The 17034-nt window shown below is 74.3% G+C and carries 18 protein-coding genes and 1 pseudogene; 9 read left to right on the top strand and 10 right to left on the bottom strand.

What is annotated here, in order from left to right:
* Positions 1–128 precede the first annotated feature (128 nt).
* Positions 129–1004 carry a helix-turn-helix domain-containing protein gene (locus ACIP4O_RS18440; RefSeq protein WP_401575606.1) on the bottom strand — a complete coding sequence of 292 codons (876 nt, stop codon included), beginning with the start codon at positions 1002–1004 and terminating at the stop codon, positions 129–131.
* A gap of 60 nt (positions 1005–1064) precedes the next feature.
* Between ACIP4O_RS18440 and ACIP4O_RS18435 the strand changes: the two genes are divergently transcribed.
* The 5 genes from ACIP4O_RS18435 to ACIP4O_RS18415 all read left to right on the top strand — a co-directional run bounded on the left by ACIP4O_RS18435 (position 1065) and on the right by ACIP4O_RS18415 (position 5850).
* Positions 1065–1922 (top strand): alpha/beta fold hydrolase, encoded by an 858-nt coding sequence (locus tag ACIP4O_RS18435; protein WP_401575604.1) that lies wholly within the window; start codon positions 1065–1067, stop codon positions 1920–1922.
* A gap of 188 nt (positions 1923–2110) precedes the next feature.
* On the top strand, positions 2111–2344 hold the full coding sequence (locus tag ACIP4O_RS18430; protein WP_361332375.1) for a hypothetical protein: 234 nt from the start codon (positions 2111–2113) through the stop codon (positions 2342–2344).
* Between the two features lie 212 nt (positions 2345–2556).
* On the top strand, positions 2557–3465 hold the full coding sequence (htpX, locus tag ACIP4O_RS18425; RefSeq protein WP_361332378.1) for a zinc metalloprotease HtpX: 909 nt from the start codon (positions 2557–2559) through the stop codon (positions 3463–3465).
* 33 nt (positions 3466–3498) lie between these two features.
* A complete protein-coding gene (locus tag ACIP4O_RS18420) occupies positions 3499–4083 on the top strand; it encodes a hypothetical protein (RefSeq protein WP_361332381.1) in 585 nt (194 codons plus the stop codon).
* Between the two features lie 117 nt (positions 4084–4200).
* Positions 4201–5850 carry an alkaline phosphatase D family protein gene (locus ACIP4O_RS18415; protein ID WP_401575601.1) on the top strand — a complete coding sequence of 550 codons (1650 nt, stop codon included), beginning with the start codon at positions 4201–4203 and terminating at the stop codon, positions 5848–5850.
* Positions 5851–5905: 55 nt separating this feature from the next.
* Here ACIP4O_RS18415 and ACIP4O_RS18410 read toward each other — a convergent pair whose 3' ends face one another.
* The 5 genes and pseudogenes from ACIP4O_RS18410 to ACIP4O_RS18390 all read right to left on the bottom strand — a co-directional run bounded on the left by ACIP4O_RS18410 (position 5906) and on the right by ACIP4O_RS18390 (position 9964).
* A complete protein-coding gene (locus ACIP4O_RS18410; RefSeq protein ID WP_401575599.1) occupies positions 5906–6910 on the bottom strand; it encodes a trypsin-like serine peptidase in 1005 nt (334 codons plus the stop codon).
* A 280-nt stretch (positions 6911–7190) separates the two neighbouring features.
* Positions 7191–7748 (bottom strand): NADPH-dependent FMN reductase, encoded by a 558-nt coding sequence (gene ssuE, locus ACIP4O_RS18405; protein WP_401575598.1) that lies wholly within the window; start codon positions 7746–7748, stop codon positions 7191–7193.
* Between the two features lie 31 nt (positions 7749–7779).
* Positions 7780–8054: pseudogene (locus ACIP4O_RS18400) on the bottom strand (alpha/beta hydrolase); the annotation flags it as partial.
* A gap of 571 nt (positions 8055–8625) precedes the next feature.
* Entirely contained in the window at positions 8626–8964 is a 339-nt protein-coding gene (locus ACIP4O_RS18395) for a hypothetical protein (RefSeq protein ID WP_401575596.1), read from the bottom strand.
* Between the two features lie 82 nt (positions 8965–9046).
* Positions 9047–9964: a LysR family transcriptional regulator gene (locus ACIP4O_RS18390; RefSeq protein WP_401575594.1), complete on the bottom strand. Its 918-nt coding sequence runs from the start codon at positions 9962–9964 to the stop codon at positions 9047–9049.
* Between the two features lie 82 nt (positions 9965–10046).
* On the opposite strand from ACIP4O_RS18390, the gene ACIP4O_RS18385 reads away from it, so the two are divergent.
* The 3 genes from ACIP4O_RS18385 (at position 10047) to ACIP4O_RS18375 (ending at position 12317) form a co-directional block, all read left to right on the top strand.
* A complete protein-coding gene (locus tag ACIP4O_RS18385) occupies positions 10047–10988 on the top strand; it encodes a DMT family transporter (protein WP_401575592.1) in 942 nt (313 codons plus the stop codon).
* Positions 10989–10993: 5 nt separating this feature from the next.
* The gene (locus ACIP4O_RS18380) at positions 10994–11452 is read left to right on the top strand and encodes a GNAT family N-acetyltransferase (protein WP_401575590.1); all 459 of its coding nucleotides are present in this window, start codon (positions 10994–10996) and stop codon (positions 11450–11452) included.
* 157 nt (positions 11453–11609) lie between these two features.
* A complete protein-coding gene (locus tag ACIP4O_RS18375) occupies positions 11610–12317 on the top strand; it encodes an SDR family NAD(P)-dependent oxidoreductase (RefSeq protein WP_401575588.1) in 708 nt (235 codons plus the stop codon).
* Positions 12318–12332: 15 nt separating this feature from the next.
* On the opposite strand, the gene ACIP4O_RS18370 is transcribed toward ACIP4O_RS18375, so the two are convergent.
* The 4 genes from ACIP4O_RS18370 to ACIP4O_RS18355 all read right to left on the bottom strand — a co-directional run bounded on the left by ACIP4O_RS18370 (position 12333) and on the right by ACIP4O_RS18355 (position 15352).
* The gene (locus ACIP4O_RS18370) at positions 12333–13106 is read right to left on the bottom strand and encodes an ABC transporter permease (protein ID WP_401575586.1); all 774 of its coding nucleotides are present in this window, start codon (positions 13104–13106) and stop codon (positions 12333–12335) included.
* Between the two features lie 245 nt (positions 13107–13351).
* Positions 13352–14026 (bottom strand): HAD family hydrolase, encoded by a 675-nt coding sequence (locus tag ACIP4O_RS18365; protein WP_401575584.1) that lies wholly within the window; start codon positions 14024–14026, stop codon positions 13352–13354.
* A gap of 53 nt (positions 14027–14079) precedes the next feature.
* Positions 14080–14592: a hypothetical protein gene (locus tag ACIP4O_RS18360; protein WP_401575582.1), complete on the bottom strand. Its 513-nt coding sequence runs from the start codon at positions 14590–14592 to the stop codon at positions 14080–14082.
* Positions 14593–14683: 91 nt separating this feature from the next.
* Positions 14684–15352, bottom strand: coding sequence for a DUF6328 family protein (locus ACIP4O_RS18355; protein ID WP_401575580.1), 669 nt, complete (start codon positions 15350–15352; stop codon positions 14684–14686).
* 193 nt (positions 15353–15545) lie between these two features.
* On the opposite strand from ACIP4O_RS18355, the gene ACIP4O_RS18350 reads away from it, so the two are divergent.
* On the top strand, positions 15546–17021 hold the full coding sequence (locus tag ACIP4O_RS18350; protein WP_401575578.1) for an aminotransferase class I/II-fold pyridoxal phosphate-dependent enzyme: 1476 nt from the start codon (positions 15546–15548) through the stop codon (positions 17019–17021).
* Positions 17022–17034: the final 13 nt, after the last annotated feature.

Below are 17034 nucleotides of genomic sequence, written 5' to 3'. Positions count from 1 at the left end.
CGCCCGTCTCCCCCGGCGCGTGGAGCGCGTGCCCCGGGCGGCAGGGGCCGATCGGCGCCGCACACTCCGGCAGTACGGGCCGACCGGCACGCCGCCGCCACCGCTCCGGCAGAATGGGGCGACCTCCGTCACGTGCCCCCCGTCGGCCAGGCCCTGTCGTCCACCGCGAGCCACGGTTCGCGTATCGCCAGCCCCGGCGTCGTGCCCGCGAAGAGGCGGACGTCGCGGTGCAGGTGGGACTGGTCGGCGTAACCGTGCTCGACGGCGACGCGCGCGGGTCCGTCCCCGCGCAGGAGGGCGTGGACGGCGTGGTCGAAGCGGACGAGCATGGCGGCGCGCTTGGGGGTGATGCCCAGCTGTTCGCCGAACCTCGCCCACAGCCGTTGCCTGCTCCAGCCGGTCAGCCCGGCCAGCTCCTCGACGCGCACCCGGCCCCCGCCGCGGACGATCAGCCGCCAGACGTGGGCGACTTCGGGATCGACGCCGCCCTCGGCCAACGCCCGCCGGGCCAACTCGGCCTCGACGAGCGCGAACCGCTCCGGCCACCCCGCGGCCTCGGCGAGCCGCTCCCTCAGGCGCTCCGCACCGGCCCCCCACACCGCGTCCAGCGGAACGACCCCGCGCCCCAACTCCGCGAGCGGCAAACCGAGTACGGAGCGGGCGAGCAGGGGCGAGAGGCGCGCCTGCACGGCGGCGGTACCCGCGGCCCGCGCCCTGAAGACCCCGAACCCGAGCCCGGCGGCGAGCCCTCCGGCACGCACTTCACCGCTTGCCGCCCGTACTTCACCGTTCTCGGCCCGCACTTCACCGTTCTCGGCCCGTACCTCACCGCTCTCCGCCCGTACTGCGAAGGCCCGTTCGCCGAATTCGACGGCGAGCGTCACCGCCGGGTGCGGCAGCGCCCGCAACTCCACGTCGGAGCCCGGGTGAACCCGGAACCCCGCCATCGCGACCCCGCCGCGGGCCCGCACCCGCGCGATCTCCCACCGGCTCGTGTCCTCCATGTACCGACTGTACGAACATTCCTCCAATACCGATTCCGGGCGGACGAAGAAGCTGAAGTCATGACCGAAACCAGTAACTCCCTGCCCCTCGGCCCCCGGAGGGGCGGCGCCGCGCGGACGCCCGTTTTGCACGTGGCCGAGTCCCCCGCCTCCGGGGCGACGGCGCCGCCGCTCGTCCTGATCCACGGCCTCGCCGGTTCCCTCGCCTGGTGGGACCCCGTGCTCCCCGCCCTCTCGGGGCTCCGCGTCCTCCGCTTCGACCTGCTCGGCCACGGCGCCTCGCCCAAGCCCCGCGCGGCGGACTACGGCATGGCCGAGGAGGCCCGTCTCGTCGCGGCGCGGCTCGACGGGCTCGGGGTCCGCCGGGCGACCGTCGTCGGCCACTCCACCGGAGGCTGCGTCGCGATCGCGCTCGCCGAGACACGCCCCGATCTCGTGGCCGGTCTCGGTGTGATCGACACGGGCCCGAGCATGGACTCCTTCAGCGGCGACAGCCTCCCCGCCCGCCTCCTCGCCACGCCCGGCATCGGGAACCTGCTGTGGGCGCTGCGCACGGACGGGATGATCCGCGCCACACTGGCCGGCGCCTTCACGCGCGAGGTCGAGATCCCGGCCCAACTCGTAGCCGACGTCAAGGGGATGACGTACCAGGGCCTCACCGGCACGGACCGCGCGTCGACCGCGTACCTGCGCGAGAGGCCGCTGCCCGCCCGCCTCACCGCGCTCGGCCTGCCGTCCCTGGTGCTCTTCGGCGGCGCCGACAAGCGCTGGCCGCCTTCCTGCGTCGACGAGTACCGCCCCGTCCCCGGCTGCCGCGTCGAGGTCCTGCCGGGGATCGGCCACACCCCGATGTACGAGGACCCGGCCACGACGGGCCCGCTGCTCCACGACTTCGCCTTCGAGCCCGGGAGCGCCTGAGCGGCGCCCCCGCCCCTGCTCCCGCTCCCGCTCCCGACAGCCCCGCGCACCGGGCCGCGACCACGTGATGCGCTTGTCAACAGTTCGGGCGTTGACCCATTCGATGGAATTCGAGTTGCGGGAGGGGATATGGCCCTTCACCAGGGGAAGTCTCGGTGCGAACGACCCCACCTCAACGAGGAGTTTGCATGCGCCTTCGCACCGTCTTCGCCGCCACCGCCCTTGCCGCCACCGCCGTTCTGGGTGGCGCGAGCCTGGCCTCCGCCGACGAGGGCCCGTCCTTCGTGGCCGGCGAAGCCGAGTACACCCACGTGGACGTCAACGCCGACTACCTGAACATCGGCGGTCCGTACGGCATCACGAAGGGCCACCTCGACGGCTCGTACACCCACGGTGAGCTGGGCTTCGTGGCGGCCGGCTGACCCAGGGCCCCGGCCCGACCCCGTGCGCGGCCCCGGCATCCCCCTCGGTGGGGTGCCGGGGCCGCGGCATGCGCGGCGACGGAAACCCTTTTTCGAACATCCGTTTACTCCCCTTCGACATGGAAAAGGGCACTATGGAGTAAGCGGAAGCCGGAGGCGGCGGCAGGACAGCGTCGCCCTGAGCCGACGGAAGGCAATGAGGGGAGGCGGGAATGGCCCGCAGTCGTTCACGCTACGCACCCGACCAGGGGCTCACCGTGCGCATGGTGACCACGATGTTCCTCATCGGTCTGCTCTACGTCGTCCTCGTGGGCGTCCTGCTCGCGGTGCTGCGCGGGGCCTGGCCGATCATCCTGATCGCGGTGGGCGCGCTCTTCGTGGCGCAGTTCTGGTTCAGCGACCGCATCGCCGCCTTCGGCATGGGCGCGCGCGAGGTGAGCCCGGAGCAGGCCCCCGAACTGCACGGTGTCGTCGACCGGATCTGCGCCCTGGCCGACCTGAGGAAACCACGCGTCGCGATCGCCGACAGCGACGTCCCCAACGCCTTCGCGACCGGGCGCAACGAACGTTCGGCGCTCGTGTGCGTCACGACGGGGCTGCTCAGACGCCTGGAACCGGAGGAACTGGAGGGCGTGCTCGCGCACGAGATGTCGCACGTGGCGCACCGAGACGTCTTCGTCATGACGATCGCCTCCTTCCTCGGTGTGCTCGCCGGGCTCATCACCCGGATGGCCCTGTGGAGCGGCCTGACCCGCGGCGGGAACAGGAACGATCCCGTGGGCGTGGCCCTGCTCCTGATCCCGCTGGTCAGCGCCGCCGTCTACACGATCGGCTTCCTCCTGACCCGCCTCCTGTCGCGGTACCGCGAGCTCTCCGCCGACCGCGCGGCGGCCCTCCTCACCGGGCGGCCGTCCGCGCTCGCGTCGGCGCTGACGAAGGTGAGCGGGCAGATGTCCCGCATCCCCACCCAGGACCTGCGCAAGGCGGAGCCGTACAACGCCTTCTTCTTCGTGCCCGCCTTCTCCTCGAAGGAGAGCCTCGGCCGCCTGCTCTCCTCGCACCCGACGCTCCAGCAGCGCCTGGACCAGCTCTCCCGCATCTCGGCCCAGCTCTCCGGCTGAGCCGCGCCGTCACCGCTCCCGACTGGAGGTCGCGTGGGTTTCCTCGACGCGCTGCTCGGCCGCTCGAAGCCGGTCCGCCCTGATCTCGATCAGCTCTTCGCCATCCCCTCGGCGGCGCTCACGCTCCAGGCGGCGACCGGTTTCCGGCCGACGGGGCGCGGCTCGGTGTGCTTCGCCGCCGCCGAGGGGGCATCCTTCGCGCGGGTGCGGGACGACGTACGGGCGCTGCTCGACGCGGATACGGAGCGGGGCGGCGTCCCCGTCGAGTTCAGCCGCGACCCGTACGGGTACACGTGGCTGCTGTCGACCCAGCCGCCCGAGGACCTGAGCGGCCTCGTCACCGACCTGCACGCGGTGAACACGCTCCTGGAGGAGGGCGGTTTCGGCCCCCAGCTCCTGTGCTCGCTTCTCGCCTTCCAGGACGAGCACGGCCGCTCCCTGGGCCTCGTCTACCTCTACAAGCGCGGCAGCTTCTACCCCTTCGCCCCGCAGCCGGGAGACCGGGAGAAACGGGACAACCAGCTGGAGCTGGAGGTGCGCGCGGCTCTCGGCACGGACCTGCGGGTGGAGGAGGACCTGAGCCGGTGGTTCCCCGTATGGGGGGCGCCGGGGCTGTGAGCGCGACGGGGGACGGCACGGCGCGCGGGGAGCACGCGGCGACGCCCGGCTGAACGGTGCGGGAACCCTCCGTACGGACCCTGTCACATACCGCTTCCCGCGCCCTACCGTGCGCGTGTGACGACTCACGAGGACGCACTCAGACCCCCTTTCGGCCCTTCGCACCCCCGCCGCCGCACGGTCGTGAAGGCCGCCGCCGTTTCCGCCGTGCTCGCGGGGACGCTCGTTCCGGCCGCGCGCGCCGCCTCGCCGCTCTTCCTCCACGGAGTCGCCTCCGGTGACCCGCTGCCCGACGGATTCCTGCTGTGGACCCGCGTGACACCTGTTCCGGAGGCGACGCCGGGCTCGGGGCGCGGGGCCGCGGGCGAGGTGGGCTGGGAGGTCGCCGAGGACGCCGACTTCGTCCGCGTCGTGGCGCGCGGCACCGTCCGGACGGGCCCCGAGCAGGACCACACCGTCAAGGCGGACGTGCGCGGACTGCGCCCGGCGACCACGTACCACTACCGCTTCACGCGCGGCGACGAGCGCTCGCCTGCGGGCCGCACCCGGACCGCCCCCGCCGCCGACGCGCGCGTCGGCGGCGCACGGTTCGGCGTCGTGAGCTGCGCGAACTGGGAGGCGGGCTACTTCGCCGCGTACCGGCACCTCGCCGCGCGCACGGACCTCGACGCGGTCCTGCACCTCGGGGACTACGTCTACGAGTACGCGAGCGGCGACTACCCGAAGAAGCCGGTACGGCCGCACAGCCCCCGCAACGAGACGCTGACGCTGGCCGATTACCGGCTGCGGCACGCGACGACGAAGACCGACCCCGATGTCCAGGCGGTGCACGCGCGCCACCCCTTCATCGCGATCTGGGACGACCACGAGTTCGCCAACGACGCCTGGTCGGGCGGCGCCGAGAACCACACACCGGGCACGGAGGGCGACTGGGCGGCGCGGGTCGCGGCGGCGAAGCAGGCGTACTTCGAATGGATGCCGGTACGGCCCTCGACGGCCGGCACCGTGTACCGGCGGGTGGGCTGGGGCGGGCTGGCCGAGCTGCACATGCTCGATCTGCGCTCCTTCCGTTCCCAGCAGGCGCGGACGGGTGCGGGAGCGGTCGACGACCCGGAGCGCTCGATCACGGGGCGGGCGCAACTCGACTGGCTCAAGGCGGGGTTGAGCGCCTCGGCGGCCCAGTGGCAGCTGATCGGCACCTCGGTGATGATCTCGCCGCTCGCCTTCGGCGCCCTTCCCGCCGAACTCCTCGGCCCGCTGCGGGACTTGCTCGGCGTCCCGGCGGGCGGTCTGGCGATCAACCCGGACCAGTGGGACGGCTACACCGACGACCGCCGCGAACTCCTCGCCCACCTGCGCGCGGAGAACATCCGCGACGCGGTCTTCCTGACCGGCGACATCCACAGCGCGTGGGCCAACGACGTGCCCGTCAACGCCGCCACGTATCCGCTGTCGGCGAGCGCGGCGACGGAGTTCGTCGTCACCTCGGTGACCTCCGACAACATCGACGACATCCTCGGCGTCCCGCCCCAGTCGGTGTCGCCCCTCGCCGTGGCGGCGCTGCGCGCCGCGAACCGGCACGTGCACTGGGCCGATCTCGACTCCCACGGCTACGGCGTCCTCGACGTCACCGCGGGCCGCGCGCAGATGGACTACTACGTCCTCTCGGATCGCAAGGACCCCGCAGCGAAGAGCAGTTGGGACCGTTCGTACGCGACGCGCTCGGGAGCCCGGAAGCTGGAGCGCGTGGACGCCCCGGTCGCGTGACACCGGCCGGGCCCCCGGAGGGACAGGGGGCCCGGCCGGTGGTCCCGTGGGGGGGTCAGGCGGCTCCGGCCCGGCGGTACAGGTCCAGGGCCTCGTTGCCGAGCACGGGGTGGTACTCGCTGCTCCCGGCGCTCACGCTGATGTTGCCCACGAGGTAGCCCCCGCCGCCGTCGAAGTCGGCGAGGAAGCCGCCGCCGCTCGAACCACCCGTCTGCACGCAGTCGATGCCCCACATCGTGGAGCCCTCGCGGCCCGCGTCCGGGTACTCCACGCCGGAGCAGTGGTTGAGCCGTTCGCCGTTGCCCTCGGCCGCCGAGCCGCCGTAGCCGAAGGAGTGGACCTCGCGGCCCGTCGCCGAGTTGAAGGCGATGCCCTGGGCGCCGACCGTGTCACCGAGGCTGCGGCCGTTCAGTGGGGCGAGGCGGGCGAAGGCGAGGTCGTAGTTGGCGTTGCCCGCCGTCGCCACGTACTGGTCGAGGTGGAAGAGGGCCGACGCGGTGAAGGTGCCGTAGGGGCGGTCGCCGTTCGCGTAGCCCGGGATGAAGACCCAGTTGCGGTAGACCTCGCCCGTGCCCGCGTCCACGACGCAGTGGCCCGCCGTCAGGACCAGCGACCTGTTGTCCGCGTTGGCGACGGTCGCCGAGCAGGCGAAGGTGCCGCCGCCCGCGTTCTGGAAGAAGACCTTGCCCGCCGTCGTGGAGATGAGGCCGCCGCCGGTCCATGGGGCGGGGGCCGATGCCGCGAGGGCGGGGGCGGGGGCCGCGGCGGTGCGCGGGGCGGGCAGGGGCGCCACCCGCACCTCCTCGCCCTTCGGCGCGGTCGCCGGGCGGCCGGTGGCATCGGGCGCGGCGGACGGGGTGGACGCCGCGGCAGGGGTGTCGAGACTGCGCGCGGACCGCAGGCGGGCATCCGTCCAGAACCGCAGCGCCGCCGAGCGCTCCGAAGCGGTGATCGTCGTGCGGTGGGCGCCCTCGGTGGGGGCGGCGCTCACGGGGGCGGCGGACCAGAGGGCCGCTCCCAGGACCAGGGCGGCGATGCCACCTGCTGCTCTCGCTCTCATTCGGCTGTTCCCTTCTCGCCTGCGTGACTGCGGGGGCCGCCGCCCGCCTCGTGCGGCGAGCGGCGGAGTCACCGGCCTGACAACGTTGTCCGACTGACGTCGTCAGGAGCGGCGCAGTTCAGCGTGGGCGTTCGGGGCGGCGCTGTACAGGTTCTCAACAAGCCAAATTAGCAAGCGAGTTCATAGGGAAACGTAGGGCGACCGGGCGGCCTGCGCTGCCCTGCCCGGTCGCCCCGCCCGGCCCGCCCGGTCACCTCGGGCGGGCCGTCGTCGCTTCTGCTCAGCCCACCGGGATCGGCGCCGGGAACGCCGTGTGCAGGGCGCGGGCGAACGCGTCCGTCACCTGGGCGAGGGCCTCCGCCGTCCCCGGGGCGATCGTCAGGGCGCCCTCCGGATCGACCGCGAGGTCCTTGTCGACCACGAACCAGCCGGGGACGACGTGGGCCGCGCCCATCGAGGTGAGCACGGGGCGCAGGGCGTAGTCGAGGGCGAGGACATGGGCCGTGGAGCCGCCCGTGGCGAGGGGGAGAACTGTCTTTCCCGCGAGGGCGTACTGCGGGAGCACGTCCAGGAGCGTCTTCAGGAGGCCCGAGTACGCGGCTTTGTAGACGGGCGTGCCGATGACGACGCCGTCCGCCTCGGCGAAGGCGCGCGTGGCGCGGACGATCTCCGGGTGCCCGAACTCGGCGGCGAGGAGCGGCCCCGCGGGCAGGGTGCGGACATCCAAAACGGTGACCTCGTGGCCCCGCGCGCGCAGGTGGGCGTCGAGGTGGCGCAGGAGGCGGGCGGTACGCGAGGTGGCGGAGGGGCTGCCGGAGACGGAGAGGATGCGGGCCATGACGGTGCCTTCCGTGGGGAGGGGGCGCGAGTCACCACGTACGGGACTGGACGGCGACGCGCGGGACGAGGTGTTCGCGCGGGGTCTCCAGGAAACCGACGGCTTCAGCGGCGACGGAGCGGTGCTGGAGGTCGTTGAGTACGTCGTGGTGGGCGCCGCGCACGAGGGCGAGGCGCGCCCGGTCCAGCGACGTGGCGAGCGCGGCGAGCGCGGTGTGGTCGGCGAGGGGGTCCCGTTCACCGCTCAGCAGGAGGGTGGGGACGGTGGGCGGGCGACGTGGGCGGCGGCCAGGAGGGCGGGCGGAAGTCGATCGGGTGGCTCATCTGCGTACTCCTGAAGGGGCGTGCGCCGAGGGGCGGTTGGCGCGCGAGGCGGGACCACCGGGCTCGGCGGGGGGCGCGGGACGTCCGGGGCGCGCGGTGGGGCCGCCACGGGGTGCCCGGGCACGGGGGGCCGGGGCGCGAGAAGCGGGAAGGGGAAACGCGGCTCAGGAAGGGAGCGGCCGGAACACCGGGGCGGCGCGGAGGGCGGTGGCCGCCGGGCCGGGAAGGCGCTGGATCAGCGACAGAGGGCGCTGGAGGTGCGCCGCAGGTCCACGTAGCGGCACACCACACCGGGGTGAGTCGTGTGCATGTTCCACATCCTGCGGCGGGCGCGGCGGGGCTGTCAATGGACACCTCGGGGCGTCTCAGGGGCCGGGACCCGGTGTGCCCCGGGCGGGAGGCGGGCTGTGCGGCCGCGTGCGCGGCGTCGTCCGCCTTCACGGAGAGACGCATGCCACCTTCGCGGAAAGACACGGGCCCTCCGCGCACGGCCGCACCTCACCGCGCGCGGGGACGCCCGCGCGCTCCGCCGACGGACGCGCGGCGCGCCGTCGTCAGCTCGTCCGCGCCCCGGCCGTACGTGCCCGCTCGGGCGCACCGGCGGCCTCGCCGCGCCGCCCCGCGAGGCGGCAGGCGAAGCAGTCGGGGTGGCCCGCGCGTACGGAGGCGTCCCGCACGCCCCACGTGTCGCGGGGGCGCGGTCCCGCCGCTTTGCCCCAGCCCGCGAGGTGCAGCACCCAGGTGAGCACGGCCGCCACTATCAGGAGGACGAGCCCGAGGTACCACCCCGGCGTCCATCCCACCACCGCCACCGCGAGGCACGCCGAGCCCGCGACCGCGACGGCCGCCCCCGTCCAGCCCGCGACCGTGTGCCCCTCGTCGTACTGACTCATCCCGCGTCCCCCGTCGCCGTGTCCCCCCATGATCGATCAATTCACCTGTACGGCAAGGGGGATGACACACGCGAGAGCCACGTCACAGCGCGGGCCCCGCCGTGCCGCCCCGCACCTCCTCCGCCACCCGCTCCAGAAGCCCCAGCACTTCCCGGACCGCCCGCCGCGCCGTCCGTTCGGGACGGTGCAGCACATCGACGTTCCGCAGCGCGTGCACCCCGTCGAGCGGCCTGAGCACCACGCCCGCTTGGGCGGGGACCGTCCAGCGCGGCAGCAGCGCGAGCCCGCCGCCCGCGGCGACGAGCGCTGCCGACACGGTGAACTCGTTGACCCGATGGACAAGTTGGAGTGGGCGACCGGCGACCGTGGCGAGCGCGTCGAGCGTCGCGAGGATCGGGAAGCCGTCGTGGACGGCGATCCACGGCTCGCCCGCGACCTGCGCGGGGCTGAGGGAGTCGTGCGCGGTGAGGGGATGCGCGCAGGGCAGTGCCACGTCGAGCGGTTCCCGCAGAAGCGTCGTCGCGGTGACGGTGGACGGCCAGGGCGGCGCGTGGTCGAGGCGGTGGGCCAGGACGAGGTCGTGGGCGTGGGTCAGCGCGGGGAATCGGCCCTGGGCCACGTCCTGGTCGGCGAGGGCGAGTTGGGGCGTACCGGAACCCGTACAGGCGCGCAGGAGCGGCGGGAAGAAGGCCGCGGCGGCGCTGGAGAAGGCGGCCACGGAGACCTCCCCGGTGGGCTCACCCGCATAGTCGGCGAGCGTGTGCCGGGCGCGGGCGAGCGCGCTCTCGACCTCGATGGCGGCGCCCGCGAGCACCCGGCCCGCCTCGGTCAGCACGACGCGGCGGCCCGCGCGTTCGGTGAGCGGGAGCGGCACCGTGCGCTGGAGCAGGCGCAGTTGCTGCGAGATCGCCGAAGGCGTGACGCGCAGGGCATCGGCGACGGCGCTCACGCTGCCGAGTTCACCGAGTTCGCGCAGAATCCGGAGCTGTCGTTCGTCCACGCCCGTATTTTAGTGCTGCTACACCTTCGCTGAAGAAGGTGGTGTCTGGTCTTCAACATACGGGTGGGGCAGCGTGGGACGCATGCTCGCCGTGCGCCGTACCGATGCGGTCCTCGTCCTCGTCGCCCTCGTCTGGGGTTCCAGTTATCTCGTCGCGAAGTCGGCGACGGATGTCCTGCCCGTGCTCGCCGTGCTCTTCGCGCGCTACGCGCTCGGGGCGCTCGCGTGCGGGGCCGTCGTCCTCGTGCGGCGGCGCCCCTGGTCGCGTACGGAGGTACGGGCGGGGGCGCTGCTCGGCGTGACGCAGGCGGCGGTGCTCGTCCTGGAGACGTACGGGGTGGCGCACACCAGCGCGGCGCACGCGGGGCTCCTCATCAGCCTCACGATCGTGCTCACCCCGCCGCTCGACCGCACCCGGCCGCCGCTCCCCGGGCGGTTCTACGCGGCGGCGCTCCTGTGCGTCGTCGCGGTCGGGCTCATCGGCGCGGGCGGGGAGGGTGGACTCGGACTGCCGCGCGGGGGCGACCTGTTGATGCTCGCGGCGGCGGTCGTACGGGCGGGGCACGTCGCGCTCGTCGGCAGGGTGACCGCGCGGCACCGCGTGGACCCGTCGCACCTCACCGCGGTGCAGATGGTGGCCGGGACGGCGCTCGTCCTCCCGTTCACCCTGCCGCACCTGGGCGCGCTCGCGGCGAGCGGCCCGGCGACGGGGGCGCGGCTGCTGTATCTGGCGCTCGCGTGCGGCGTGTTCGCGTTTCTCGCGCAGACGTGGGCGGTGCAGCGGACCTCGGCGAGCCGCGCGAGTCTCCTCCTCGGCACGGAGCCGGTGTGGGCGGTCGCGACGGGCCTGGCCCTCGGCGGCGAACACCTGACGCCGTGGGCGGCGGCGGGCGCGGCACTCATGCTCGCGGGGACGTACTGGGGCCAGGCGGTGGAACGCGGGCACCGGGACGAGGGTCCCGCGCGGTCCGCGCACGAGGCGGGAAAACCCCTGGTCCAGGAGCGTGCCCGGTCCCTAGCCTGACGCCCATGCCCTACCTCGCGACCCTCACCCCCGACAACCTCGACGCCGCCATCGCCGTCCGCGTGCGCCCCGACCAGGAGCACGCCTCGACTCCCGTGGCGGAGTCCCTCGCCGAGGCGTACGTGCACCCCGCCGGGGTGGCCTGGCCCCGGCTGATCATGGACGAGGAGCGCGTCGTCGGCTTCCTCATGGCCTTCTTCGACATCGACTGGAAGATGGACGGGACCGACTTCCGCTCGGGCCTGTGGCGCCTGAACATCGACGCGCGGGCGCAGGGCCGCGGTTACGGGCGCTTCGCGGTGGCGGCGGTCGGTGAGGAGTTGCGCCGCCGGGGCGAGGACCTCCTGACGACCACGTGGCACCCGGGCCCGGACGGTCCCGAGGCGTTCTACCAGCGCCTGGGGTTCCGGCCGACGGGTGAGACGAGCGGCGGCGAGACCGTAGGGGTGCTGGGGCTGGGCTGAGAGGACGGGACCTGTGCGGCGCGGGAGGGCGGGGGCTACCCCGTCCTGCTGGAGGACGGGCGCGCGCCGGGCGGGGCGGGGAGGCGTGGAGATCGCGCGGACGCGTGAGGGGGCCACTTACCATCGGGACCCCGAACCCCGAGGATCGGACACCTTCATGGCTCCCCTCACCGACCCCCGTACCGCCCTTCTCGTCGGCGCCTCGCGCGGCCTGGGGCACGGCCTCGCCGCCGCCTTCCTGGACCGGGGCTGGGACGTGATCGGCACCGCCCGCGATCCCTCGGCGCCGAGTCCCCTCACCGACCTCGCCGAGCGCTCCGGCGGGCACGTGTCCGTCGAGAGGCTCGACGTCGACGACCCCGAGCAGGTCGGCGCGCTGCGCGCACGTCTCGCGGGCCGCCGGCTCGACGTGCTCTTCGTCAACTCGGGCACCACGAACAACGAGGACACCCCGGTCGGCGCGGTGCCGACGGAGGACTTCGTCCGGGTCATGGTGACGAACGCCCTGGGTCCGATGCGGGTCATCGAAACCCTGGCGGACCTCGTCGCCGACGACGGGCTCATCGGCGCGATGTCCTCGGGCCAGGGCAGCATCACCAACAACACCACGGCCGGCCGTGAGGTGTACCGGGGCAGCAAGGCCGCGCTCAACATGTTCATGCACGGTTTCGCCGTCCGGCAGTCGGGGACCCGGCGCTCGATCCTGCTGCTCGCGCCCGGCTGGGTCCGCACGGCGCTCGGCGGACCGGAGGCCCCGTACACCGTCGAGGAGAGCATCCCGCTGCTCATGGACGTGGTGGAGTCCCGGCTCGGCCGGCCCGGACTCGCCTACCTGGACCGCGAGGGGCGGATCGTGCCCTGGTGAGCGTCGCGGCGGCGTTCAGTCCCTGTTGATCCGCCCGCGCGCCACGAGTTCCACCGTCACCGAGACCGCGAGCGACTGCACCGCCATGAGCGCGAGCAGGACGAAGAGCTGCACGGCACCGGCGGCGAGCGGGCTCGCGCCGCCGAGGAGGACGCCGACGAAGGCGCCGGGGAGCGTGACGAGCCCGACGGTACGGGTCTGGTCGAGCCCGGGGAGCAACGCCTCCGAGGCGGCGGGGCGGGCGATCTCGAGGCGCGCGTCGCGGTCGGGGAAGCCGAGCGCGAGCGCGGCCTCCACCTCGCCCTCGCGCGTGCGCAGTTCGTCGAGCGCGCGCCGCCCCGCGAGCACCGTCGCGGTGAGCGCGCCGCCGAGCAGGATGCCGGTGAGCGGTACGAGCGAGATGCCCTTGAGCGGCACGAGCCCGGTGAGCAGCAGCGCGAGCACGGCCGGTACGACGCCGACGGCGAGCGGAGCGGCCGTCAGCCACCACGTCCCGTTGGGCGTCAGGCGCCGCCCCGCCGTCCGTACCGCCACGACGAACATGACGAGCAGGAAGGCGAGCAGCCCGAGAACGTTCGTGACGGCCCACGTGATGACGAGGGACACGACCCCGAGCTGCACGGCGGCCCGCACCCCGGCGATCAGCACCTGCCGCGAGCGGTTCGTCCCCTCGTCGGGGCTGAGCCGACCGGCCCGTACGACCACCGCCGCGACCAGCAGCAGGACGCACATCAGCACCCCGAGGGTGAGGTTGACGGGCAGCAGCGACTGCGAGGCACTCAGGGGCACGGGGCCACAGTAGACAGGGGGCGGCGACCGGCAGGAGGGAAGGGGCCGGGCGGGAGGACGCTGGGCGGGGGCCCGTGGGGCGGGAGGTCCTCGAAGGGGGAGCGCCGCGTGCGCGGCCGGGTCGTCTCGCGTTGGCCGCACGCGTGAGGCGCCGTCACCCGTGAACGATGAGGCAATCCCCGTCTTACGCGCTCGGGCCCCGCCGTCCCCGTCTCACGCGCTCGGGCCCCGCCGTCCCCGCGCGATCAGGCCGCCCCGCGCCGCGCGAACGCGCTGTCGCCGAGCTTCGCGAAGAGTTCGGCGACGTCCTCGTACACCTCCCGCGCGCCCGCCTCCACCAGGTCCGCGCGGCACACCCCGCCGCTCAGGACCCCGATGGGGTGGAGCCCCGCCGCGGCCGCGGCGCGCATGTCCCACACCGAGTCACCGACGAAGACGGACCCCTCGGGGTCCGCCTCGACCTGTTCGAGGGCGTGGAGGACGGGATCGGGGGCGGGTTTGCCCGCCGCCACGTCGTCGGCGCTCGCGGTCGCGTCGATCGCGTCGTCGGCGTCGATCGCGGCGCGCAGGGCGGCGAGTTCCGGACCGCCCGCCGAGGTCGCGAGGACGACGGGCCAGCCCTCGACGTGGAGTGCGCGCAGGAGGTCGGCGGCGCGGTCGAAGGGCGCGAGACGGTCGTAGTACGTGCCGTAGAGCGCCTTGTGCCCGGCGCTGATGTCCGCGTCGCCGTCCCGGTCGCGGCCCTCGCCGAGCACGTGCGCGAGGAGATCGGTCGAGCCGAGCCCGATCGCGCCGAGGATCGTGGTGAACGGCACCCGGTGCCCGGCCTGCCGCAGCGCCTCCCACCAGCAGACGGTGTGCAGGTGGTTGGTGTCGACAAGGGTGCCGTCCACGTCGAAGACTGCGGCGGGCGTGTTCACGGGGGCCTCCAGCGGGGGGGGACGGAACGGGCCGGTCGGTGCGGGTCAGCCGGTCAGCGCGGGCCGGCCGGGCCGTGCGGGCGGGCGCTTCCGGCGCCGCGCGGGCCGCCGTCGCGGCGCCACGTCCTGGCGAGCGCCGGATAGGGGCGGAGGGGCAGTCGCGGCTGCGGTCGCAGCGGGTGGCGTACAGGGCCGCCGCGGACCCGCCGCACGGCACCGGGGACGGTGGCGGCCACGTGCAGGACGCGCACGAGCCCCGTGAGGTGGAAGACGCGCCGCGCCGCCGGGTACTCGGCGGCGACACACAGCACACCGCCGGGCGCCGTACGGATTCCCGCGCGCAGCAGGATGCGCAGCGCCTGCGGGGTCACCACCCGGGACCGCACCCGCACCACGACGATCCGGGCGGGATGGCGCTCGACGGCCTCGCGCAGGGCCGCCTCGGCGGCCACCTCGTTGTCGAGGTCGACGAGCGTGTCGAAGGGCACGACGAGGAGCGCGGCGGGCGCCCCGGGCGACGGGGCGGGTGTCCGCCGCGGTGCGGCGGGCGTGTCGGTAGGGCTCACAAAACCTCCTGACCTCACCTTCGAGTGTGCCCCGGGTCCCCGGGGCGGTGCAAAGGGTGCGGGCGGCCGCGGGGGCCGTTCCACGCGGGCCTCACTCCCTCCCCGCACCGCCTTCGTCACCTGTCGTGACGCTCCGCTGCCGCCGTGCCGCGTGCCGCGCCCACGCGGGGAAGGCGAACCAGCACAGCGCGAACCACGCGGCGATCCCGGCGACGAGCCACAGCGCGGTGCCGTTGGGCGAGACCACGACCCGCAGGATGAGCAGCATCGACGAGGCCATGGTGGCGAGGAGCAGCGCGAGCCCGACGAGCGTGAGCCGCCCCGCCCAGCGGACCGTCTCCGGCTTGAGGCGCTGCCCGGAGAGCAGGCGGTGGAAGGAGACGGGCGCGACCAGCGCCCCGGTGGTGGCGGCGCCGAGCACGACGGTGACGACGTAGATCGTGCGGTCCGTGTCCGAGAGCGTGGTGAAACGTTGCTGGAAGACGACGGTGAGGAGGAAGCCGAAGAGGATCTGTACGCCTGTCTGGGCGACGCGGAGTTCCTGGAGGAGGTCCGCCCACTTGCGGTCGGCCCGCTCCTCGCGGGTCTCGCTGCGGCCGGGGGCGCGGGAGGCGTCGGGGCGGTCTGGGCCGGCGGGCTCGTAGGGGCGGCTCGCGGCGCCGGTGCTGTTCGGGCCGCCGGCGGACTGGGGGGTGCCGGGGCGGCCGGAGGCGTCGTGCGGCTCTCCGGGCTCCTGGGGTCCTGGTGCGGGCGCGGTCATGGTGGTCGTCCTCTCCTCGGGGCGGCTCCTCGGGGGCCCGCCCAGGTTCGGGGGCCCGAGGGGGCCGCGTGCGGTGGCGCGCCGGGAGCCGCGGCGGACGTACCGGCGAACCGGGGACCGTGCGGGGGCGGCCCTTTCCACCGCTCGGCTCATTGGCTGGTTCCCCGGGACGGGCCCGGGGAACAGGAGGCACATGCCCGAGCGACCCGACCACCAGCAGGCCCCCGTCCTCGAAGCACTGGCCGCCCACCACGCGCGCGGTGAGCTGTCCTTCACCCCGCCGGGGCACAAGCAGGCCAGAGGCGCGGACCCCGAGGTGCGGCGGCTGCTCGGCGACGCCGCGTTCCACAGCGACCTCCTCGCCTCCGGCGGGCTCGACGAGCGCCGCACGCGCGGGCGGGTCCTGGAGCGGGCCGAGGAGCTGATGGCGGACGCGGTGCACGCCGCGCACACCTTCTTCTCGACGTGCGGGAGTTCCCTCTCGGTCAAGGCGGCGATCCTGTCCGTCGCCGGTCCCCACGAGAAGCTCCTCATCGGCCGCGACGCGCACAAGTCGGTGGTCTCGGGGCTCATCATCTCGGGGGTACGGCCGGTGTGGGTCGATCCGGAGTGGGACCGCGAGCGCCACCTCGCGCACCCGCCCGCGCCCGCCGCGTACGAGGCCGCGTTCGCCGCGCACCCGGACGCGAAGGGCGCACTCGTCACGAGTCCGACGCCGTACGGCACGACGGCGGACCTGCGCGCGCTCGCGGAGCTGTGCCACGCGCGCGGCAAGCCCCTCCTCGTGGACGAGGCGTGGGGCGCGCACCTGCCCTTCCACCCGGATCTGCCCACGTGGGCGATGGACGCGGGCGCCGACGTGTGCGTGACGAGCATCCACAAGATGGGCAGCGGCCTCGAACAGCGCTCGGTCTTCCACCTCGGCGGGGACCTCATCGACCCCGCGGTCCTCGCCTCGCGCGCCGATCTGCTCGGCACCACGAGCCCGTCCGTCCCGCTGTACGCGGGCATGGACGGTTGGCGGCGCCAAATGATGTTGCACGGCCGCGAGTTGCTGGGCGGGGCGCTCGACAGGGCCGCGAAGGTACGGGCCGCGATCGACGCGATCGACGGGCTCCACGTGCACGGGCGCGCCGACTTCTGCGGCCCCGGCCTCGGCCACGACCTCGACCCGCTCCCGGTCGTCATCGACGTCTCGGGGCTCGGTACGAGCGGCTACCGCGCCGCCGACCGGCTGCGCGAACGGCACGGGATCGACGCCCACTTGGCCGACCATCGCCGTATCAGCACCCAGCTCACCCACGCCGACGACGAGTCCACGACACAACCGCTCCTCGCCGCCCTGCGCGCCCTCGCCGCCGAAGCCCCGGAACTCGGCCCGGGTCCCGAGGTCGTCGTTCCCGCACCGGAGCAACTCCGTCTGGAGCAGGTCATGTTGCCGAGGGATGCCTACTTCGGTCCGGTCGAGGACGTTCCCGCGGCGGAGGCGGCGGGCCGCGTCACGGCCGAGATGCTCACCCCCTACCCGCCCGGCATCCCCGCCGCGCTCCCGGGCGAACGCCTCACCGCACCCCTCCTCCACTACCTCCGCACGGGCATCGCGGCGGGCATGAACCTCCCCGACGCCGTGGACACCTCGCTGGGGACGGTGCGGGTGGTGGCGGAGTAGGGGCGGCGGGCGC

Origin of the sequence: Streptomyces sp. NPDC088923 (assembly GCF_044749745.1) — a bacterium.
Taxonomy (GTDB): domain Bacteria; phylum Actinomycetota; class Actinomycetes; order Streptomycetales; family Streptomycetaceae; genus Streptomyces.
This window is presented reverse-complemented; position numbering and strand designations above follow the sequence as displayed.